Source organism: Flavobacterium urocaniciphilum, assembly GCF_900110615.1.
GTDB lineage: Bacteria > Bacteroidota > Bacteroidia > Flavobacteriales > Flavobacteriaceae > Flavobacterium > Flavobacterium urocaniciphilum.
The window spans coordinates 326027-346415 of record NZ_FOEI01000001.1 but is presented as its reverse complement, the minus strand read 5'-3'; the positions used below and the strand labels follow the sequence as shown (position 1 = coordinate 346415).

Genomic DNA, 20389 nt, shown 5'->3' with positions numbered 1-20389 from the left:
TCAATTTGCCAATTTCTATTAATTAAGAATAATTTCCAATTGACTAATTATACATAGGCACATTGGCTAATTGAATTATCGTCTAATTATTTTAACCTGACTATCCAATGTTAGTTTAATAATTGCCGATGGTTTTTTGCAAACTTTATCGTGGTGCAAATTTACAACATAGTCTACTCCTTTTATAATCTCAGGAGAAATTTCTTTGAAACTCATAGGTGTTGGTTGTCCAGATATATTTGCTGAAGTTGAAACTAAAGGTCGTTTCAATCTTTCCATTAATTTATAGCAAAAAGGCTCTTTTACTAATCTAATTCCAAGAGTATTGTCTTCTGCAATAATATTTTTAGCTACATTTTTAGGCTGATCTAAAATAAGTGTAGTTGGTCTTTCAGAATTGTCTAATATTTCCCAAGCAACATCTGGAATTTTAGCAAAAACATTGTATAACATTTTTTCACCATTCATAAGGCAAATCATGCTTTTACTTTCTTCACGTTGTTTCAAAGCATAAATTTTCTTTACTGCTTCTTCATTAGAAGCATCGCAACCAATTCCCCAAACTGTATCAGTTGGATACAATATAATTCCGCCATTTTTTATGACTTCATATGCGTTGTGAATTTCCGTATTCATGTTTTTTTATTGCAAAAATACCTTAAGTTTTATATAAGTACAATATCTAACGAATAAATTATGAATAGTTTTTTATATTTGCAGTTATAAACTATACTTTATGTTAAATAATAAATCGATTTTAATCACTGGTGGAACTGGTTCCCTAGGTAAAGAACTAACAAAAACTATTTTAGAAAATTGGCCTGATGTTAAACGATTAGTAATCTATTCTCGTGACGAACAAAAACAATTTCAAATGGCTCAAGAATTTCCAGAAAGTAAATATCCTGCAATTAGATATTTTATTGGAGATGTTAGAGATTTAGAAAGATTAAAAAGAGCATTTAACGACATCGATTATGTTATTCACGCTGCTGCAATGAAGCACGTTCACATTGCGGAATACAATCCAGATGAATGTGTAAAAACAAATATTGGTGGTGCTGAAAACGTAATTAAAGCCTGTTTATCATCAAATGTAACTAGAGTTGTTGCCTTATCTACAGACAAAGCTTGTGCGCCAATTAATTTATACGGAGCTACAAAATTAACTTCAGATAAATTATTTATTGCTGCAAATAACATTAAAGGAAAACAAAACATTAAATTTTCTGTTGTACGATACGGAAACGTAATGGGATCAAATGGTTCGGTTATTCCTTTCTTTATGAATAAAAAACAAGAAGGTGTTTTACCAATTACAGACCCAAACATGACGCGTTTTAATATTTCATTAAAAGGTGGTGTTGATATGGTTTTACACGCTTTAGATGAAGCTTGGGGTGGCGAATTATTTGTACCAAAAATCCCATCTTATAAAATTACTGATGTTGCAGAAGCAATTGGTCCGAATTGTAAACAAGAAATTGTAGGAATCAGACCAGGAGAAAAAATTCATGAAGAAATGATTACGGCTTCTGATTCATTTACTACATACGATTTAGGAAAATACTATGTTATTTTACCTCAAGTAACAAATTGGAATTTAGACGAGTACATTTCAAATTTCAATGCTAAAAAAGTTCCTGTAGGATTTTATTATAACTCGGGTGACAATGAAGAATGGGAAACTGTTGATTCATTAAGAGGTTTAATTAAAGAACATTTATATCCTGATTTCACTGTATAATTAATGATACCATACGGAAAACAACATATTACCGAAGAAGATATAATTGCGGTAACTGAAGCTTTAAAAGGCGAATATTTAACGCAAGGTCCGACTATTTTAGAATTCGAAAAGAAATTTGCTGCCTATATTGGTAGTAAATATGCTGTTGCAATTTCTAACGGAACAGCTGCTTTACATTTATGTGCTTTGGCTTTAGATGTAAAAGAAGGCACTAAAGTTATCACAACTCCAATTACGTTTGCAGCATCTGCCAATTGTGTTAGATATTGTGGTGGTGAAGTTGTTTTTGCAGATATTGATTCGGAAACGTATTTAATTGACATCGAAAAAGTAAAAGAACTTTTAGAAAGTCAACCTAAAGGAACATTTTCTGGAATTATTCCAGTTGATTTTGCTGGAAGAGCTGTTAATTTAGAAGCATTTAAAAAATTAGCTGACGAATACAATCTTTGGATTATTGAAGATGCTTGTCACGCTCCAGGTGGATATTTTGTAGATTCTAAAGGAACACAACAAAATTGTGGAAATGGAAATTTTGCTGATTTATCGATTTTTTCTTTTCATCCTGTTAAGCATATTGCTACCGGTGAAGGAGGAATGATTACCACCAACAACGAAGAATTATACAAAAAACTTTTAATGCTTCGAACTCACGGAATTACACGTGATGAAAATGTATTTGAAAATTCTCTTGAATTTGCTAATGGAACTGAAAACCATAACGGAGAATACCCAAAATGGTATATGGAAATGCAAAATTTAGGTTTCAATTATCGATTTACCGATTTTCAAGCGGCATTAGGAATTAGCCAATTGAAAAAAGCAAATGACGGAATTCTAAGAAGAAGACAAATTGCAGCTAAATATTACGAAGCTTTCAAAAACTTACCATTTATAAAAGGGCAATCTTCTGTAATTGAAGGTCATGCTTACCATTTATATATTATTGAAGTTGACAGAAGATTAGATTTATACAATCATCTTCGTGAACAAAATATTTTTGCTCAAATTCACTATATACCATGTCATTTAATGCCTTATTATAGAGAATTAGGTTGGAAAGAAAACGATATGCCAAAAGCTGAGAATTATTATAAAAATTGTATCAGTTTGCCAATGTATCCAACTTTAACAGATGAAGAGCAAAATATTGTAATTAACACGATTCTTAAGTTTTACAATTAATTTTGAAAGTAGCTTTAGGTACAGTTCAATTTGGATTACAATACGGAATTTCAAATAAAAATGGAGTTCCGACGGATGAACAATTGCTAGAAATTTTTTCTACATGTGAAAGTAACGGAATCAACACTTTTGATACTGCAGTTGCCTATGGAAATGCCGAAGAAAGAATTTCCAATTTTTTACCTAAGAACGCAGAAATCATTTCAAAATTCCCAAAAACAGAATCTAAATCGGATTTAGAAACTATTATTTTAAATTCTATTTCTCGACTAAAAAGAGACAATTTATACGGATTTATGGCTCATAATGGCGATTTTTTAATCGAAAATCCACAATTATGGGAAGTTTTAGTAAAATTAAAACAAGAAAATAAAATCCAAAAAATTGGTTATTCATTATACACAACGGAGCAATTAGAACAATTATTAGAATTTAATTTAGTTCCAGATATAATTCAAATTCCATACAGTCTTTTAGATCGAAAATTCGAACCTTATTTTGCTGAATTGAAACAAAAAAATGTAGAAATTCATTGTCGTTCGGTTTTCTTACAAGGTTTGTATTTTTTAAATCCGGAAAAATTACCGGAAAAATTAGTACCTTTAAATTCTGAATTAAAAAGGCTTCAAACTATATGTCAATCGAATCAAGTTAAGATTTCTGATGTAGCTTTAAATTTCGCTTATTCAAATACTTACATTGATAAAATTGTCATCGGAATTGAAAACAAAACACAACTAGAAGAAAACATTAATTCAATTAAAAATTGGGATAAAAACGATTCCATTTTTGATGAAATTAAATTGATTACAGTAAATAACAAAGAACTATTAAATCCGGCAAATTGGTAAAAATTGTAGGTATCACACAAGCAAGAATTGGTTCGTCTCGATTACCAAAAAAAGTCTTGTTAGAAATAAAAAACAAAACACTTTTAGACTATCATCTGACTAGAATTAAACAATCTAAACGAGTTGATAATTGGATTGTGGCTACTACAAATGAAACGGAATCTGATTTAATTTGTACAATTGCTGAAAGTCAAAATTTAAAGAGTTACAAAGGCAGTTTAAATGATGTTTTAGATCGATTTTATCAAGCGGTTAAAAATGAAAATGCAGATTATGTAGTTCGAGTAACGTCAGATTGTCCACTTATTGATGCGAATTTAATTGATGAAACGGTTCAGTTTTGTGTTGATAATAATTTAGAATATTTTTCTAATGTTTTTGAAGACAAATATCCAGACGGATTAGACGTTGAAGTGTTTCAATTTAAAGCATTAGAAGAAGCTTGGCAAAGCGCCACATTACAAGCCGACAGAGAACATGTTACGCCATATATTAGAAGAAAAGTAGATTTATCTCAATATAAAAACGAAACAATTGATGCCAAATATTCAAGTGTAAGAATAACGGTTGATGAAGAAGTCGATTTTAAAGTTATTCAACATTTAGTTGAAAATTTAGGTGAAAATGAAGATTGGAAAACGTATGCCGATTACATTTTAAACAATATAGAAATAAAAAAAATAAACGATTCTATCATAAGAAATCAAGGATATATGAAAAGTAAATTCGAAGAAATAAAATTAAGAACGATTACCAATTTTAAAGCTTCTGATGAATATAGAGCTAAAATTCATGATTTAATTCCGGGTGGTTGTCATACCTATTCAAAAGGTGATGATCAATTCCCTATTCTTTCTCCTGCCGCTATCGTAAAAGGAAAAGGTTCACATATTTGGGATGTTGACGGAAATGAATTTTTAGATTGTTCGATGGGATTAACAAGTGTGAGTTTAGGTCATGCTTACGAACCAATAATCAATGCTGTAAAAGTAGAATTAGATAATGGTGTAAATTTTCAACGTCCATCGTATTTAGAAAAAGAAGTTGCAGAAAAATTCTTGAGCATTGTTCCTGGTCACGATATGATTAAGTTTTCTAAAAACGGATCTATTGTTACAACTGCAGCGGTAAAATTAGCTCGTGCTTATACAGGTAGAAAATTAGTTGCGTTCCCTGGAGATCATCCTTTTTATAGTTATGACGATTGGTTTATCGGAAAAACAGCTTGTAACAAAGGTGTACCTGAAGAAATCTCTGAATTATCAGTAACATTTAAAGGTTGTAATATTCAATCTTTAAAAGATTTATTCGAAAAATATCCAAACCAAATCGCTTGTGTAATTACTGAGCCAGAAAAAAATCAGTGTTCAAATTGTACTTGCGAATATTCAAATAAAGAATTCTTAGAACAAGCTATTGAATTGTGTCACGCTAATGGTGCTTTATTCATTGCTGATGAAATGGTAACCGGATTTAAAACAGAGTTTCCAGGAACGATTACGAAATATGGAATTGTTCCAGACATGGCAACTTGGGGTAAAGGAATTGCTAACGGATTTTCATTTTGTGCCTTAACCGGTAAAAAAGAAATCATGGAATTAGGTGGAATTAACCGTGAAGGTGAAGAAAAAGTATTCCTGATTTCTACAACTCATGGTGGTGAAACGCATGGTTTAACAGCTGCAATTGCTACCATTGACGAATATAAAAACAAAAATGTAATTGCTCATACACATACAATTGGTAAAAAATTAATCGATTTATGTAATCAATTAATTAATGAAAATAATCTAACGGATAATATAGAAATAATGCCATCTATTTGGATGCCTGTTTTTGTATTTAAAGACAATAACAAAGTTGCTTGCCAAGGATTTAGAACGTTATTTTTACAAGAAATGATTCAACGTGGTGTTTTATTCCAAGGTGCATTTGTTCCTTGTTTTTCTCATACTGAAGAAGATGTGTATTACTTTGCAAAAGCATTTAGCGAAAGTTTAGAAGTATATAAAAACGCCTTAGAAAATGGCTATTCCAACTATTTAGTGGGTAATCCAGCGAAAGCCGTATTTAGAAAATTTTTATAAAGATGCGAAAGTATAAATGTCTGACAAATAATACATTTGAAGCGAATGGTTTTCATATTGAACCGTTACGCGACGAAGACAAATATGCTATTTTAGAAATTCGCAACCAACAAATTTATCATTTACGTCAAGCGGAACCACTAACTAAAGAAAAGCAAGAAAACTATTTTAGTACAGTTGTTGCAAGTCTATTTGATCAAGAAAAACCAAGTCAGTTGTTATTTTCGTTTTTTGAAAACAATGAATTTATTGGTTATGGCGGATTGGTTCATATCAATTGGATTGATAAAAATGCAGAAATATCTTTTGTCATGAAAACCGAATTAGAGGCAGCACATTTCTCAAAATATTGGTCGAATTACTTAAATTTGATAGAAGAATTAGCATTTTCAGAATTGAATTTTCATAAAATTTTTACGTACGCATTCGATTTACGACCGCATTTATATAATGTTTTACTACTAAATGGATTTAAAGAAGAAGCACGTTTAAAAGAACATTGCTACTTTGATGGTACATTTTTAGATGTGGTTTATCACGCGAAATGGAATAGAAAGATTTCGTTCAGAAAAGCAACAGAAAAAGACATGATGTTGTATTTCGATTGGACAAATGATGCTTCAGTAAGAGAAAATTCGTATCAATCGGGTGCAATTTCTTTAGAAAATCATCAAAATTGGTTTCAAAATAAAATTAAAGATGCTACTTGCTCGATGTTGGTTTTTGAAAATCATTTAGGAAATGCAATCGGACAAGTTCGCATACAAAATACAGAAAACAATACTGCAATAATTGGTATTTCAAACGATAAAAATCATAGAGGAAAAGGTTACGCTAGCGAAATGATTCGTTTAGCAGCTGAAAGTTTCTTGATGTTACATCCAGAAGTTACCATTAGTGCTTATATTAAATTAGAAAATACAGCTTCTGAAAAAGCCTTTAAAAAAGCGGGCTTCGAATTAGAATCTGTTTTAAATTATGAAAACATTCCGAGTTTTCATTACATCAAAAAATTATAATACTTTAATCATGAAAATAGGAAATTTTACAATCGATAAAAACTCACCTGTATTTATTATCGCTGAACTTTCTGCTAATCATAACGGTAGTTTAGAAACTGCCTTAGAAACCGTTAGAGCGGCAAAAAGAGCGGGTGCAGATTGTATTAAATTACAAACCTATACTGCCGACTCGATTACGTTAGATTCAGACAAACCAGATTTTGTAATTAAAGGTACCATTTGGGACGGCAGAAAATTACATGAATTATACCAAGAAGCTTATACTCCATGGGAATGGCATAAAACTATTTATGAAGCAGCAGCTGCAGAAGGATTAATATGCTTTTCTTCACCTTTTGATAAAACGGCTGTTGATTTATTAGAAGAATTAAATTCACCAGCTTACAAAATTGCTTCATTTGAAATTACAGATATTCCATTAATTGAATACGTAGCTTCAAAAGGAAAGCCTATCATAATTTCAACAGGAATTGCTGAATTAAAAGATATTGAACTAGCCGTTGAAGCTTGTAAACGAGTGGGTAATCACGACATCGCATTATTAAAATGTACATCAAGTTATCCAGCTCCAATAGAAGAAGCCAATATGTGTATGGTGAAAGATATTGCGGAACGATTTAATGTAATTTCTGGATTATCTGATCATACAATGGGTGCTACAGTTCCAATTGTTGCTACAACTTTTGGTGCGAAAATTATCGAAAAACATTTTATTTTAGATAGAAATATTGGCGGTCCTGACGCTTCTTTTTCTATGAATGAAGAAGAATTTACAGCTATGGTTAAAGCTGTAAGAGAAGCAGAAAAAGCAATTGGTGTTGTTGATTATACCTTAACTGAAAAACAAGCGAAAGGAAAAGATTTTAGTCGTTCACTTTACATTGCTGAAGATATTAAATCGGGAGAAATCCTAACAGAAAATAACTTACGTTCTGTTCGTCCAGGATTTGGTTTACATCCGAAATTTTATAACGAATTGTTAGGTAAAAAAGTTAATGCTGACCTTGAAAAAGGAACACCTATGTCGTTAGATTTCATACAATAATAAACGCCTCAATTTCAATTACATCATTACATGAATACAATAGAAAACATACATAATCAAACCATAATTGTTCAAACATCTTACCACCCTACTCCGCATTTAGAAACGGAAATGGAAGTGATTGAAAGATTGTTAGAACAAAATAATACAATCTATTGGCTAATTTGTAAAAAGGATTTTAAGGTTTGTTTTAACAATCCTACACATGAAAAATGGACGTGTAATGTATGTGTTTCTAGAGTAAAAGCTGGTATAAAAGAAGTATATAAAAACATCAAAAATCCAGATAAACTAAAAGTAATTGAATATGCTGATTATTTAGATTATAATGAGTATACTAATAATGCTTTACTCAAATTTGAATTTAATTCGTTATCCGATTTAAAAAAATATAAATTTAATGGGTACGATGTGGGAATGGCAACGGCTTCTTCTTTAGTTTCCTTCACCAGAAATCATTTACCAAAATTAGAAGAACATTCGAAATTTATTGAAAACGGAATCAAAACAGGTGCGTATTTATTTGAAGCTTTTTCAAATATTGCAAGTTTGGTTAAACCAAATTTAGTCATTCTATTCAACGGAAGATTTATAGAAAACCGCCCCTTATTACGTGTTTGTCAGCAAAATAAAATCAATTATGTAACGCACGAACGTGGCGGAAAATTAGATACATTTTTATTTAGAGTAAACTCGATTCCACATTCAATTGAAACCGTTTCTCAAGAGATGGAAATGCTTTGGGAAACCGCAACTGATGATAAAGAAGATATCGGAAAACGTTTTTATACCAATCGAATTCAACGTGTAGAAGATGCATGGTATTCGTTTACAAAAGAGCAACAAGAAGGAAGATTACCAGAAAGTTTCAATCATATTGAAGGTAAAAAAGTAGTAACTATTTTCAATTCTTCTTTAGATGAATATGAAGGTTTAGAAGGATTCGGACCGTATTTCTATGAAAATGACAATTTAGGTATTAAGCAAATAGCAGAATCGTTATCACAACACGAAAATATTAAATTATACTTACGAATTCACCCGAATTTAAAAGGTTTAGATAACGCTCAAAATGACTTTATCAAAAATGAATTAGAACCTTTAGAACAATTAGAAATCATTGGCGCTCAAGACAGTGTTGACACTTATGCTTTGATTAATAAAAGTGATATCATTATTGTTTTCGGTTCAACTGTTGGAGCTGAAGCAGCTTTTGCTGGTAAAAATGTAATTTTATTAGGTAAAGCAGCGTATGAAAAACTAAATTGTTTCTACATTCCAAAATCACATGAAGAAACGATTGAAGCGATTACTTCAAACGATTTCAAATTCCCGAATATTGATGCTTCAGAAACATTGAAATATGGCTACTGGAACGAGAATTTTGGAAATAAATATCAGAATTACCAACCGATTAATATCGCCAAAGGAACATATAAAGGCAAAAAAATAAAGGCTAATCCAGTGATTAGAGAATTACGACGATTGTTTAATCGATAATTTATAAAATCGCTTTAAAGAATAACATCACTTTATCTAAAAACTTAATTTTGGAATAATAACCCGATTCGTTTTTCAAGTATTTTATATAATTGAAATCGTAGTTTTTTACATTTCGAATGGTTCTTAAAATAGTTCTATCGATGTGATTTTCTAATAATTGCTGATTACAATATTGTAATTTTAAATTGTTTACTTTTAGAATTTTAGCAGCATTAATAGTTTCCTTAGTTTCTTCTACAGACAACTTTCTTTTTAATGAAACAGCATTAATATAAAATTGAAAATTTGTATTATCAGCAGTAATACCAAGATTTTCTAATTGTCTTTTCTTGATTATAACTTCCGATTTTCTTAGGTTTTCTTCTTTAGTCTGACTGATATTATTCGGATGCCAACGGTATCTTAATAACGATTCTGGAATATTATAAAATTCAGCTTTATTAATAAATTCGCAAAACATACCATAGTCTTCTGCAGGAACAAATTGGTTTTCAAATTTTAAATCTCCTAACAAGCTTTTTCGCAACATTACCGTCGGATTTCCTATTCCGCAATTGTTCAACATCTGAACTTTCAATTCATCGTGTGTAACTGAATGTCTGATTACTTTCTCTTTTTTATCGCCAAAAATCGTAAACCAAGTTCCACACAAACCCAACTTATCATTGGCTTCCATCACTTTAATTTGTTTTTCAAAACGAGTAGGCATTGCAATATCATCTGCATCAATTAACGCAACAAAATCCGTTTCAGCCATTGCAATTCCTTCGTTTCGTAAGTTAGCCGGACCAACATTTTGTTCTTTATTTACAACAATAATTCTATCGTCTTTTGCTTGATATTTCTCTATAATTGATAAAGAAGAATCGGTAGAATTATCATTCAAAATAATATACTTAAAATCTTTAAAAGTCTGATTTAAAACACTTTCAATTGTTTCTTCTAAAAACTTTTCGCCATTATAAACCGGTGTAACTACAGTTAGCTTGTGCATAAAATGATATTTTTCAAAAACAAAAGTAACTATTTAATAGGGTTAATGCTATATTTGTAAAATAAAATTTACACCTATGAAGATCCAAGTTGGTTTCCTAATTTCTTACGATTACGAATTATTAAAAAATGCTTTACCTCGAGTTTACGATGAAGCAGATACAATATTTCTGGCAATCGACAAGGATAGAAAAACTTGGAATGGAGCTTCATTCTCTATTGATGATTCGTTTTTTACTTGGATTAAAGAAGTGGATACTAAAAATAAAATTGTGATTTACGAAGATCAGTTTTATCAAGAAAATCTAACTACAATGGAATGTGAAGTTCGTGAAAGAAAAATGCTTTCTGAAAAAATGGGACTTGGAAATTGGTTGATTCAATTGGATGCCGATGAATATTTTTTAGATTTTAAAAAGTTTGTTTCAGATATTAGTAAGTATGATTCTTATTTGAAATCGCCAAAAGCACAAGAAATTCAAATAGCTGCTTATTTGGTAAATATCTACAAATTTGTAGAAGATGGCTTTTTATATGTTGATGAGCCAACGCGTTGTTTAACAGCAACCAATATTCCGAATTATAAAGTTGGAAGAAACACGCGAAAAAGAATTATTTATACTGATAATTTAATTTTACATGAAACCTTATCGCGTTCTGAAAAAGAATTAGAAACGAAATTTAAAAATTGGGGACACAAAAACGAATTGAATCCGCATTTTTTAGAGAAATGGAAAAGCGCAACCAAAGACAATTATAAAGAATTGAAAGATGTATTCTACATCGAACCTGAAAAATGGAAATCGTTGAATTACGTTGCTGGAAAAAATATCGATGAAGTTTCTAAAAATTTTAACTCTAAAGATTTCTTACCAACATCTTTTTACATTTGGAAGAAAAACTTCGGACAATGGTTTAAGTTTTTGTTTAAATAAAAATTATTTATACAACTCTAAATACTGTTTTGCTGCTTTTTCCCAAGTGAAGAAGTTTGCTCTTTCAGAAATTTTCTTTTTATAAAAATCTGGATTTTTATTGAATTGCTCTAACGATTCATACAAGAAATCTTTCATGTATTTTGCGTCAAATTTATCCCAATAAAAAGCGGCATCACCACCAATTTCTGGTAAGGAAGTTAATTTCGATAAGAACACTGGTTTTTCAAACATCATGGCTTCAATTGGAGGTAAACCAAATCCTTCACGAATCGAAGGAAACAAAAATGCAGAACAATTTTTTAGGTAATATTGTTTGGCAGCATCATCCACAATTCCAGTTAAAATAACTTTGTTTTCCAACTTATTTTTCTGAATGTATTGTTTAATTTCTTCACCGTATTCTTTATTGTTATTTCCAGAAATGATCAAAATATAATCGTCTACATATTTCATCATTTTCACTAACGAAAGGAAGTTTTTTCTCGGAATGAAATCGCCAAGTGAATATAAAAATGGTTTTGCAATTTCAAAATCGGGTTGAAAAGTATTATTTTCAATAATTTCTTCACACGGATTTCCATTATAAATTACATATTCTGGAACATTCGGAACGTTGAAATATTGATGTGTTTGTTTTTTAGCAAATTCAGAAATATACGTAATTACATCAGCACGGTTTAATTTACTAATAAAGCGTTTGTTTACTTTGTGATTCATGTTTTTAGAAACTTCTTCTACAAAATTTACATCATGAATCGTAAGAATATACTTTTTCGGTTTGTAAAAAGGTTCCACTTTCGTATTCTGATTCAAACTATGCCAAACATAGTATTGACGCTTTTTTCTAAAAATAAAGTATCTTTCTAAGCTTTTATATTTTGAATATCTGAAAACAGAACCAAATTCTTCTTTTAATTTTTTAGGATATTGCGCATTCAAAGTGATATCAAGACCTTTCAAATCCAGTTTTCTCATTGCGTTAATAAGCTGAAAATTAAAGGTTCCTAATCCACCTGCTTTGTTTTTTATATTATGTGATTCTAAAAATATTCGCATTCCTAAAAATTTTAGTAAAATTACGATTTGATTCTTATTTAATTACAAGGTTAATCCTTATTTTTGAAAAAAAATTATGTTGAAGATAAATCCGAAATTTAATAACCTACAAACTGAAATCACGAAAAGTATTGAAAATTATGATACTTCGGGAGAATTATTAGTGGCTGGTAAAAGAAATTCCATCAAATTATTTTCAACGGGCGAAATTACTCTAAACATTAAATCTTTTAAAAAACCACATTTTTTAAATCAGATTATTTACGGTTACATTCGTAAATCGAAAGCAAGAAGATCGTTTGAATATGCTTCAATTTTAGCAGAAAAACAGATTGGTACTCCTACTCCAATTGCTTATTCTGAAAATAAAAATTGGTTAGGATTAAAAGACAGTTATTATGTTTGTGAACATATAAATAATGTTTTTGAATTTAAAGAAGTCGTAAACAACGAAGATTTAGATAATAGAATCGAAATATTACGTCAGTTTACACGATTTTCTGCTTACATGCACCAAGAAGGCGTTGAATTTTTAGATCATTCACCTGGAAATACTTTAATTCAGAATAATTCCAATGGAAATTACTCGTTTTTTTTAGTAGATTTAAATAGAATGAAATTTCATGATACCATGTCATTTGAAGTTCGAATGAAAAACTTATCGCGTTTAACTCCAAAAAAAGATATGATTGCAATTATGAGTAATGAATACGCTAAAATTACTGGAGAGAACGAAGATTTAGTTTTTGAAACGATGTGGAAATTTACTTCAGAATTTCAATACCGATTTTTCAGAAAAAAAAGATTGAAAAAGAAATTTTTATTCTGGAAAAAATAGTATTTTTCACTTTTATACATGTTAATGAAAATTTCTGTAATTATTACCACCTACAATTCTGAAAATTGGCTGCGAAAAGTACTTATTGGCTATTGCAATCAAACTGAAAAGGATTTTGAAATTGTAATTGCAGATGACGGTTCTACCGAAAAAACAGCACAATTAATTACTTCATTTCAAGACAAATTCTCTTATCCAATTGTACATGTTTGGCAAGAAGATAATGGCTTTCAAAAATGTAAAATTCTAAATAAAGCCATTGTAAAAGCAAACTCAAAATATTTATTATTTACCGATGGTGATTGTATTCCAAGAAAAGATTTTATTTCCAAACATTTAAAATTTAAAGAAAAAGGATATTTCTTGTCGGGTGGATATTTCAAATTACCTTTAAATACTTCCAAATTAATTACAGATGCGGATATTCAGTCTGGAAATTGTTTCAATCCATTTTGGTTGGCAAAAAATGGTGTCAATAAAAATTTTAAATTAACTAAATTGATTCGTTTTAGTTTATTTAATTCCTTTATGAATTGGATTACACCTACCAAAAAAACCTTTAACGGTCATAATACGTCTTGTTACAAAGAAGATTTAATAGCTGTAAATGGATTTAATGAAGATATGCAATACGGTGGTTTAGATAGAGAAATTGGTGAACGATTATTTAATTTAGGGATTTTATCCAAGCAAATTAGATATTCGGCAATATGTATTCATTTGGATCATGAACGAGGTTATTTCAATCAAGAAGAATGGAATAAAAATCTAAAAATTAGAGAATTTAATATCAAAAATAAGATAATTAAAACGGAAAATGGTATTAACCAATATGTCTAGTTAAAAAGTCTTTAAGTTGATTTTGAATTAATTCTGGTTTAAACTCGGCATACAACTCATCATTTTCCTCCTTAATCATTTTCCAAGTTTTATTTGTAAACAATTCTGGTTTCAATTCATTTAAATGAAAAGAAATATGCATCTTTCCGTCTTCATTTAAAGACCAACCACGTTTGTCAATCCAAGGTGAAAAAATAACAAATGAAGGCTTTTGTAATGCTTTTGCCATGTTTATGGCTCCACCATCGTTTCCAATAATTATGTCGCACTGATTCATAATAGCAATAAACTCACGAATGGAACCACCAATAACATCAAAATAAATTTTCTGTTTGGTTGATGTTGAACAACCGTTATAAATCACTTTAGCATCTTCAATTTGCTTCGGAATATAATTGAAAAGTATGTTTACATTACTAGAATCGGCAATAAAATCAATGACTTTAGCCATATAATGCAACGGATACGTTTTACTCATTTCACTTCCAATAATGCTCACCATTACAGTTTTTCTAGTAGCATCAATATTGTGTTTTTGAAAAACATTTTTAGCAAATTCTTTTTCTGAATCACTAACGTGTATAGTTGGAAAAGTTACTTTTTTCTCAACATTAAGTGGTTCTAATAAAGCCAATCGTTGTTCAATAATCAAACCTAAATTAGAAGTATAATCTTCTCTGCGTTTTACAACATCCGTATAAATGAAATTTCTTCCTTTTTTCTCGAAAGAAATGGTTCTTTTTGCACCAGAAAAATAAACTAATAACCAACTTTCTAATTTCGAATACGGATCGATAATTACATCGTATTTCGCTTTTCGAATTTTTAAAATAAACTTGAATAATTCTAGTTTTGAATTTCTTTGTTTTTCTGTAAACAGAATTAAATTATCAATAAATGTTGCACCATCAACAACCGTTTTAGTTGAATCATAAATCAAATAATCGATTTGAGCGTTAGGATATGCCAATCTTAAGTTTTCACATAAAATAGAACTTACTAAAACGTCACCAATCATTTTTTGTTGAATCACTAAAATCTTCATGCAATTTATTTTTTAAAATTTACGGAACGTGGACTAATAAACGATTGATTTAAAATAACACTAAATAAATAAGTCAAATAATTTTTAAAAATTAGTCGATTTACTTGTAGCTTTTTGATAAAGAATAAAGGTAATGAAAGTAATGTCAATAGTAATTTCTCTAAAATCACACCAAAAATCAATCTAATGTGTAGAAAAAAACCAGTGATTTTAGTAAAATTATTCGAAATATAAACATGTTTAGAAATCAACACTTCTGTTTTCGTTAAGGCTTTTGTAGTTACATTAATTCGAGAAGCGCCGCCATGTTTATGAAAAATAATCGCCGATTTTAAAACCGCAACTTTTCCTCCATTATCGAATACTCTTTTACACAAATCGACATCTTCCATGTACATCCAAAAATCTTCGTTCCAGCCTTGTACTTTATCAAACCACGATTTACTAATTAAAATGACAGCGCCAGTAACCCAATCAGGATACAAAAACTCATCATTATTATTAATTGTAGAATGAATTTTAGCCTTAAAAAGCTTCTTATAAATTGCTCTTGGAATTCCGAAGAAAGTAACAAAAGTTGGAAATAAATTTTGTTGTTTATAATATTTTCCTTGTTCATCGATTTGCAAACAAGAAAGTAAGGCAATTTCAGGATGATTTAAATAGGATTGAAAATAATTTTCTAAATCAACTTGATTGACTTTGGTATCTGGATTTAAAAACAAGTAATAATCTGAAGTTGCATTTACAGCACCAAGATTACAACCATTAGCAAAACCATAGTTTCCAGAATTTAAAATAAAATTGAAGTTGGAATGTTTTGCTTGAAAAATTTCAAATTTTCCATCATTCGAACAATTATCTACCACAATAACTTCTAACGATAACTTTTCAGAACGAATATGCTCTAGAGAATCTAAACATTCTTCTAGAGCATTCCATCCTTTATAGTTTACAATTATTATGGATAATTTATTCACTTACTTATACTGCAACGTTATATTCTCTTAAAGCATCATTTAATGATGTTTTTAAATCAGTTGATGGTTTACGTTTACCAATAATTAATGCACATGGAACTTGATATTCACCAGCGGCAAATTTTTTAGCATACGTTCCAGGAATAACTACTGAACGTGCAGGAACCACACCTTTATATTCGATTGGTTCGTCACCTGTTACATCAATAATTTTAGTTGAAGCAGTTAAACATACATTAGCACCTAATACCGCTTCTTTTTCCACTCTTACACCTTCAACAACAATACAACGTGATCCGATAAAAGCACCATCTTCAACAATAACTGGAGCTGCTTGTAAAGGTTCTAAAACGCCACCTATTCCTACACCACCACTTAAATGTACATCTTTACCAATTTGAGCACAACTACCAACAGTAGCCCATGTATCAACCATAGTTCCTTCATCTACATAAGCACCAATATTTACATAAGAAGGCATCATAATTACACCTTTAGAAATATAAGCTCCATGACGAGCAACAGCATTTGGTACTACACGAATTCCTTTTTCAGCAAAATTTCTTTTCAATGGAATTTTATCATGATATTCGAAAATGCCAGCTTCTAATGTTTCCATTTTTTGAATTGGGAAATACATTACTACAGCTTTCTTCACCCATTCGTTCACTTGCCATCCATTTTCAGTAGGCTCAGCAACACGTAATTTTCCGTTATCTAATAACTCAACAACTTCTCTAATTGCATTTTGTGTTGTGTTTTCCTGTAATAATTCGCGGTTTTCCCACGCATTTTCAATAATTTCTTGTAATTGTGTCATTTGAAAAATTTTTAGCAAAGATAAAGTAACATCTTTTTTTTAACAAAAAAAAATCCCGATTATATCGGGATTTAACTTATTGTTGACAAGAAGGATTTAAATGTAACTTATTACCTGACCCACAAGTTGGTATACTCGAATAAATATAATATCCTTTAGCATCTTTAGGAATAGGTGTAATTAGATTTCTATCTCTCAATTCTTTCTTAGTAATTACACCATCTGCATCATCATCTACGTCCGCATAATCTGGATTTCCATCACCATCAGTATCTATAGCAGTCCCAGAAACTAAACCGGTTCCTAAATATTCTTCTTTTGATAATATTTTATCACCATCATGATCTTTATATCTTACGTTCATCAATTTAAAATTGAATATAATAGGAGTATATCCACCTATTGATGTTGGCGCTACATTAAAATACCCTAATCCTGAAGGAACAAACATAACACCTGCACCATAATCATTATATGTTGTAATACCAGTAGTCATATTTGTTGTTGAAGTACCTGATTTAAATTCCGGAAACAATTCTTGCCATCCCTTAATTACATCTTGTAATTGTAACCAAATTGGGTTTGGCGCTGTATCGAATGAAGTTAAATCTGTTTTAAAACCTTTATATGAAGTAAATACAGAATCTAATTTAGTTGGGTTTTCACCAATTCCTTCTCTTAACTTTATAAAATATAATTTGTGATCGACACCGTTTTTATTTACGATTTTAAAATCTAAATCTGATCGATCTGAAATTGCAGTTCCTGGTGTACTTGGAGTTATTTCAGTAAAAGAAACATTATAATCACCATCAACAGTCATGAAATGAGTATCCATGAAATCTTCAATTTCAGCAATATCTTCATTATATACTTCTAAATAATCTCTAGCAGGTTCTTGTGTTGGTGAATCATCCTTTGGACAACCTACCATTAAAAATATAAAAGGTAATAAAAGTAATAATTTGCTTGAAAATTTCATTTTAAATAATTTTATAATAAATGTGAGCGCAAGATACGATTTTCATTTATTTTTGTACAAATATTAACATTGATTTTTAAATTTTATGCGAATTGACAAATATTTGTGGTGTACGAGATATTTTAAAACTCGAGGACTAGCTGCTGATGCTATAAAAAAGGGTCATGTTTCAGTAAATGAACAAACAGCAAAGGCTTCTAGAGAAGTATTTCCAATGGATAAAATTACTTTAAGAAAAGATCAAATCAACTACATCATAAAAGTATTAGATATCCCACAAAATCGTGTTGGTGCAAAATTGGTTGATATTTATAGAAAAGATGAAACTCCAGCTGAAGCTTTTGAGCATTTAGAAATGTTAAAATTGGCAAAAGAGCATTATAGAGCAAGAGGAACTGGTAGACCTACAAAAAAAGACAGAAGAGATATTGACGATTATACTGTAAGTGATGAAGACTTTTTTGAATAAAGAATATTGGCAAAATAGATGGACGTCTAATGAAACTGGTTGGGATATTGGAAAAATCTCCTATCCATTAAAAGAATATTTTGATCAATTAGAAGATAAATCCATTAAAATTTTAATTCCTGGAGCAGGCAATGCCTATGAATTAGATTATTTAATTGAGAAAGGGTTTTTAAACACTTTCGTAATTGATATTGCAGAACAACCTCTTAAAAATATTTCAAAAAGAAATCCAGATTATCAAAAACATTTAATTCATGATGATTTTTTTAATCACGAAACAAAATATGATTTAATTATTGAGCAAACTTTTTTCTGCGCATTAGATCCTCAATTAAGACAAAACTATGTTACTCACATGCATAATTTACTTAATAAAAAAGGTAAACTTGCGGGATTACTATTTGATTTCCCTTTAACTGAAGAAGGGCCACCTTTTGGAGGAAGTAAAGAAGAATATTTTAACTTATTTTCGGAAAAATTCACGATTAAAACATTAGAAAAAGCATATAATTCAATAAAACCTCGTGCCAATAGAGAATTGTTTTTTACATTTGAAAAAAAATAACACAACATGCAAAATATTATTTTAACACACCAAGAAATAGAACATAAAACGAAACGAATTGCGTATCAAATTTATGAAACATTTGCCAATGAATCTGAGTTAGTTATTGCAGGAATTTCAAATAGTGGTTTTGTTTTTGCACAAAAATTAGCCAATCAATTAGAACAAATAAGTGATATAAAAGTTAATATTTGTGAAGTTAAAATTAATAAGCAAAATCCATCTGATGATATCATTACTTCTTTATCATCAGAAGATTACAGTGGAAAAAATTTAGTTTTAGTAGATGATGTTTTAAATTCTGGCGCTACTTTAATTTACGCTATAAAGCATTTTTTAAATGTCCCTTTAAGTAAATTCAAAACTGCCGTTTTAATTGATCGAAATCATAAAAAATACCCTGTAAAAGCTGACTTTAAAGGACTTTCTCTTTCTACTTCATTACAAGAACATGTTCAAGTAATTTTTGAAGAGAATAATTCTTATGTGTATTTAAGCTAAAATACTCAGAATTTCTTCTGAAATACTAGTAATAGATTTATCATTAACATCTATTACATGATCGGCTTTTGTGTAAAATTCATTTCTTTCAAATAAATGCTTAGCGATAAATTCCTTTAATTCTTCGTCTGAGAATGTATTTATTAATGGACGATTGGCTTTATCGTGTATCAATCTATCAAATAAAGTAGCAATTGAAGCTTTTAAGTAAAAAGAAGAAATGTCTTTTTTACCATAATAATATTCATAGTTATTATAGTAACACGGAGTACCTCCGCCTAAAGAAAGGACAAACTTATCTTCTGTATTTAATATTTCTTGTAAGAACTGATGTTCTAATTTACGGAAATACAATTCTCCTCTTGTTTCAAAAATAGAAACTATAGACATATTTAGTTTATTAGAAATATAAACATCCAGATCTACAAATTCATAATTCAATTTTTCTGCTAAATATTTCCCTATAGCACTTTTTCCTGAACCCATATAACCTAATAGTACAATTTTCATATTTCAATAATTTACTTCAAATATAAGTCAAAATCTAATGTCGCTTTTTTCAAATTTTAATTTATTTTTAAAAAAACTAGATCTAAAATGATTTTTTAGATAAATAACATTCCTTTTTCTTTATACTTATAATAAAAAAATAGACTACAAATTACATTTTAAGTTACATTCTTTAAAGATTCAATTTATTACTAAAACTCCTAAACTATTGATTTTAAAAAGAATAAAGTCGAACTAAAAAAAAATACAAAAAATACCCTAAATTTTTATTGTATAATAAATAAATCGTCTTATATTTGCACCCGCAATAAGGAAATAAATTAAGACTCGGTAGCTCAGCTGGTAGAGCATTACACTTTTAATGTAGGGGTCCTGGGTTCGAATCCCAGCCGGGTCACAAATTTTTTCT

At 29.7% G+C, this 20389-nt stretch carries 21 protein-coding genes and 1 tRNA gene; 14 read left to right on the top strand and 8 right to left on the bottom strand.

The genetic code is table 11. The features are described 5' to 3' along the window. Positions 1-75: 75 nt before the first annotated feature. The gene (locus BMY86_RS01670; RefSeq protein ID WP_091464326.1) at positions 76-636 is read right to left on the bottom strand and encodes an L-threonylcarbamoyladenylate synthase; all 561 of its coding nucleotides are present in this window, start codon (positions 634-636) and stop codon (positions 76-78) included. 100 nt (positions 637-736) lie between these two features. Here BMY86_RS01670 and pseB point away from each other — a divergent pair, with 100 nt between their 5' ends. The 7 genes from pseB to BMY86_RS01635 are packed head-to-tail and all read left to right on the top strand — an operon-like array spanning position 737 to position 9440. After that, positions 737-1747 (top strand): UDP-N-acetylglucosamine 4,6-dehydratase (inverting), encoded by a 1011-nt coding sequence (gene pseB / locus BMY86_RS01665; RefSeq protein ID WP_091464323.1) that lies wholly within the window; start codon positions 737-739, stop codon positions 1745-1747. Positions 1748-1750: 3 nt separating this feature from the next. Continuing rightward, positions 1751-2935, top strand: coding sequence for a UDP-4-amino-4,6-dideoxy-N-acetyl-beta-L-altrosamine transaminase (gene pseC / locus BMY86_RS01660; RefSeq protein WP_091464321.1), 1185 nt, complete (start codon positions 1751-1753; stop codon positions 2933-2935). Positions 2936-2937: 2 nt separating this feature from the next. Then, on the top strand, positions 2938-3786 hold the full coding sequence (locus tag BMY86_RS01655; RefSeq protein WP_177177104.1) for an aldo/keto reductase: 849 nt from the start codon (positions 2938-2940) through the stop codon (positions 3784-3786). Further along, positions 3780-5873, top strand: coding sequence for a glutamate-1-semialdehyde 2,1-aminomutase (locus tag BMY86_RS01650; RefSeq protein WP_091464316.1), 2094 nt, complete (start codon positions 3780-3782; stop codon positions 5871-5873). The genes BMY86_RS01655 and BMY86_RS01650 overlap by 7 nt, the downstream gene beginning before the upstream one ends. Before the next feature lie 2 nt (positions 5874-5875). Continuing rightward, positions 5876-6892: a GNAT family N-acetyltransferase gene (locus BMY86_RS01645; RefSeq protein ID WP_091464314.1), complete on the top strand. Its 1017-nt coding sequence runs from the start codon at positions 5876-5878 to the stop codon at positions 6890-6892. Further along, positions 6852-7940 carry a pseudaminic acid synthase gene (gene pseI / locus BMY86_RS01640; RefSeq protein WP_245745583.1) on the top strand — a complete coding sequence of 363 codons (1089 nt, stop codon included), beginning with the start codon at positions 6852-6854 and terminating at the stop codon, positions 7938-7940. The genes BMY86_RS01645 and pseI overlap by 41 nt, the downstream gene beginning before the upstream one ends. A 30-nt stretch (positions 7941-7970) precedes the next feature. Continuing rightward, entirely contained in the window at positions 7971-9440 is a 1470-nt protein-coding gene (locus tag BMY86_RS01635) for a capsular polysaccharide export protein, LipB/KpsS family (protein ID WP_091464311.1), read from the top strand. A 1-nt stretch (position 9441) separates the two neighbouring features. Here the strand turns inward: BMY86_RS01635 and BMY86_RS01630 are convergent, their stop codons facing one another. Beyond that, on the bottom strand, positions 9442-10437 hold the full coding sequence (locus BMY86_RS01630) for a glycosyltransferase family 2 protein (protein ID WP_091464308.1): 996 nt from the start codon (positions 10435-10437) through the stop codon (positions 9442-9444). A gap of 76 nt (positions 10438-10513) precedes the next feature. On the opposite strand from BMY86_RS01630, the gene BMY86_RS01625 reads away from it, so the two are divergent. Further along, positions 10514-11371, top strand: a complete 858-nt coding sequence (locus tag BMY86_RS01625) for a hypothetical protein (protein ID WP_091464305.1) — start codon at positions 10514-10516, stop codon at positions 11369-11371. A 3-nt stretch (positions 11372-11374) separates the two neighbouring features. Here BMY86_RS01625 and BMY86_RS01620 read toward each other — a convergent pair whose 3' ends face one another. Beyond that, positions 11375-12430 (bottom strand): glycosyltransferase family 4 protein, encoded by a 1056-nt coding sequence (locus tag BMY86_RS01620; protein WP_091464302.1) that lies wholly within the window; start codon positions 12428-12430, stop codon positions 11375-11377. A gap of 76 nt (positions 12431-12506) precedes the next feature. Between BMY86_RS01620 and BMY86_RS01615 the strand changes: the two genes are divergently transcribed. Both BMY86_RS01615 and BMY86_RS01610 read left to right on the top strand, forming a co-directional pair. Then, positions 12507-13268, top strand: a complete 762-nt coding sequence (locus BMY86_RS01615) for a lipopolysaccharide kinase InaA family protein (protein WP_091464298.1) — start codon at positions 12507-12509, stop codon at positions 13266-13268. Between the two features lie 18 nt (positions 13269-13286). Further along, positions 13287-14108 (top strand): glycosyltransferase family 2 protein, encoded by an 822-nt coding sequence (locus BMY86_RS01610; RefSeq protein WP_317040089.1) that lies wholly within the window; start codon positions 13287-13289, stop codon positions 14106-14108. On the opposite strand, the gene BMY86_RS01605 is transcribed toward BMY86_RS01610, so the two are convergent. The 4 genes from BMY86_RS01605 to BMY86_RS01590 all read right to left on the bottom strand — a co-directional run bounded on the left by BMY86_RS01605 (position 14092) and on the right by BMY86_RS01590 (position 17935). After that, positions 14092-15153 carry a glycosyltransferase family 9 protein gene (locus BMY86_RS01605; RefSeq protein ID WP_245745582.1) on the bottom strand — a complete coding sequence of 354 codons (1062 nt, stop codon included), beginning with the start codon at positions 15151-15153 and terminating at the stop codon, positions 14092-14094. The two genes, BMY86_RS01610 and BMY86_RS01605, sit on opposite strands and share 17 nt — an antisense overlap. Before the next feature lie 5 nt (positions 15154-15158). Then, positions 15159-16133, bottom strand: a complete 975-nt coding sequence (locus tag BMY86_RS01600; protein ID WP_091464296.1) for a glycosyltransferase family 2 protein — start codon at positions 16131-16133, stop codon at positions 15159-15161. Between the two features lie 4 nt (positions 16134-16137). Further along, on the bottom strand, positions 16138-16953 hold the full coding sequence (locus BMY86_RS01595; RefSeq protein ID WP_091464293.1) for a 2,3,4,5-tetrahydropyridine-2,6-dicarboxylate N-succinyltransferase: 816 nt from the start codon (positions 16951-16953) through the stop codon (positions 16138-16140). Positions 16954-17029: 76 nt separating this feature from the next. After that, positions 17030-17935, bottom strand: a complete 906-nt coding sequence (locus BMY86_RS01590; RefSeq protein WP_091464291.1) for an FKBP-type peptidyl-prolyl cis-trans isomerase — start codon at positions 17933-17935, stop codon at positions 17030-17032. A gap of 85 nt (positions 17936-18020) precedes the next feature. On the opposite strand from BMY86_RS01590, the gene BMY86_RS01585 reads away from it, so the two are divergent. From BMY86_RS01585 to BMY86_RS01575, 3 genes are read left to right on the top strand one after another with little or no spacing between them, the layout of a single operon-like run. Further along, positions 18021-18404, top strand: a complete 384-nt coding sequence (locus tag BMY86_RS01585) for an RNA-binding S4 domain-containing protein (protein WP_091464288.1) — start codon at positions 18021-18023, stop codon at positions 18402-18404. Continuing rightward, the gene (locus tag BMY86_RS01580) at positions 18385-18969 is read left to right on the top strand and encodes a class I SAM-dependent methyltransferase (RefSeq protein ID WP_091464285.1); all 585 of its coding nucleotides are present in this window, start codon (positions 18385-18387) and stop codon (positions 18967-18969) included. Before BMY86_RS01585 ends, BMY86_RS01580 begins: the two co-directional genes overlap by 20 nt. Before the next feature lie 6 nt (positions 18970-18975). Continuing rightward, on the top strand, positions 18976-19470 hold the full coding sequence (locus tag BMY86_RS01575; protein ID WP_091464283.1) for a phosphoribosyltransferase family protein: 495 nt from the start codon (positions 18976-18978) through the stop codon (positions 19468-19470). Here BMY86_RS01575 and BMY86_RS01570 read toward each other — a convergent pair. Further along, on the bottom strand, positions 19462-19980 hold the full coding sequence (locus BMY86_RS01570) for a shikimate kinase (protein ID WP_091464280.1): 519 nt from the start codon (positions 19978-19980) through the stop codon (positions 19462-19464). The genes BMY86_RS01575 and BMY86_RS01570 overlap by 9 nt on opposite strands. A 324-nt stretch (positions 19981-20304) precedes the next feature. Between BMY86_RS01570 and BMY86_RS01565 the strand changes: the two genes are divergently transcribed. Further along, positions 20305-20377: transfer RNA gene (locus BMY86_RS01565), tRNA-Lys, on the top strand. Positions 20378-20389: the final 12 nt, after the last annotated feature.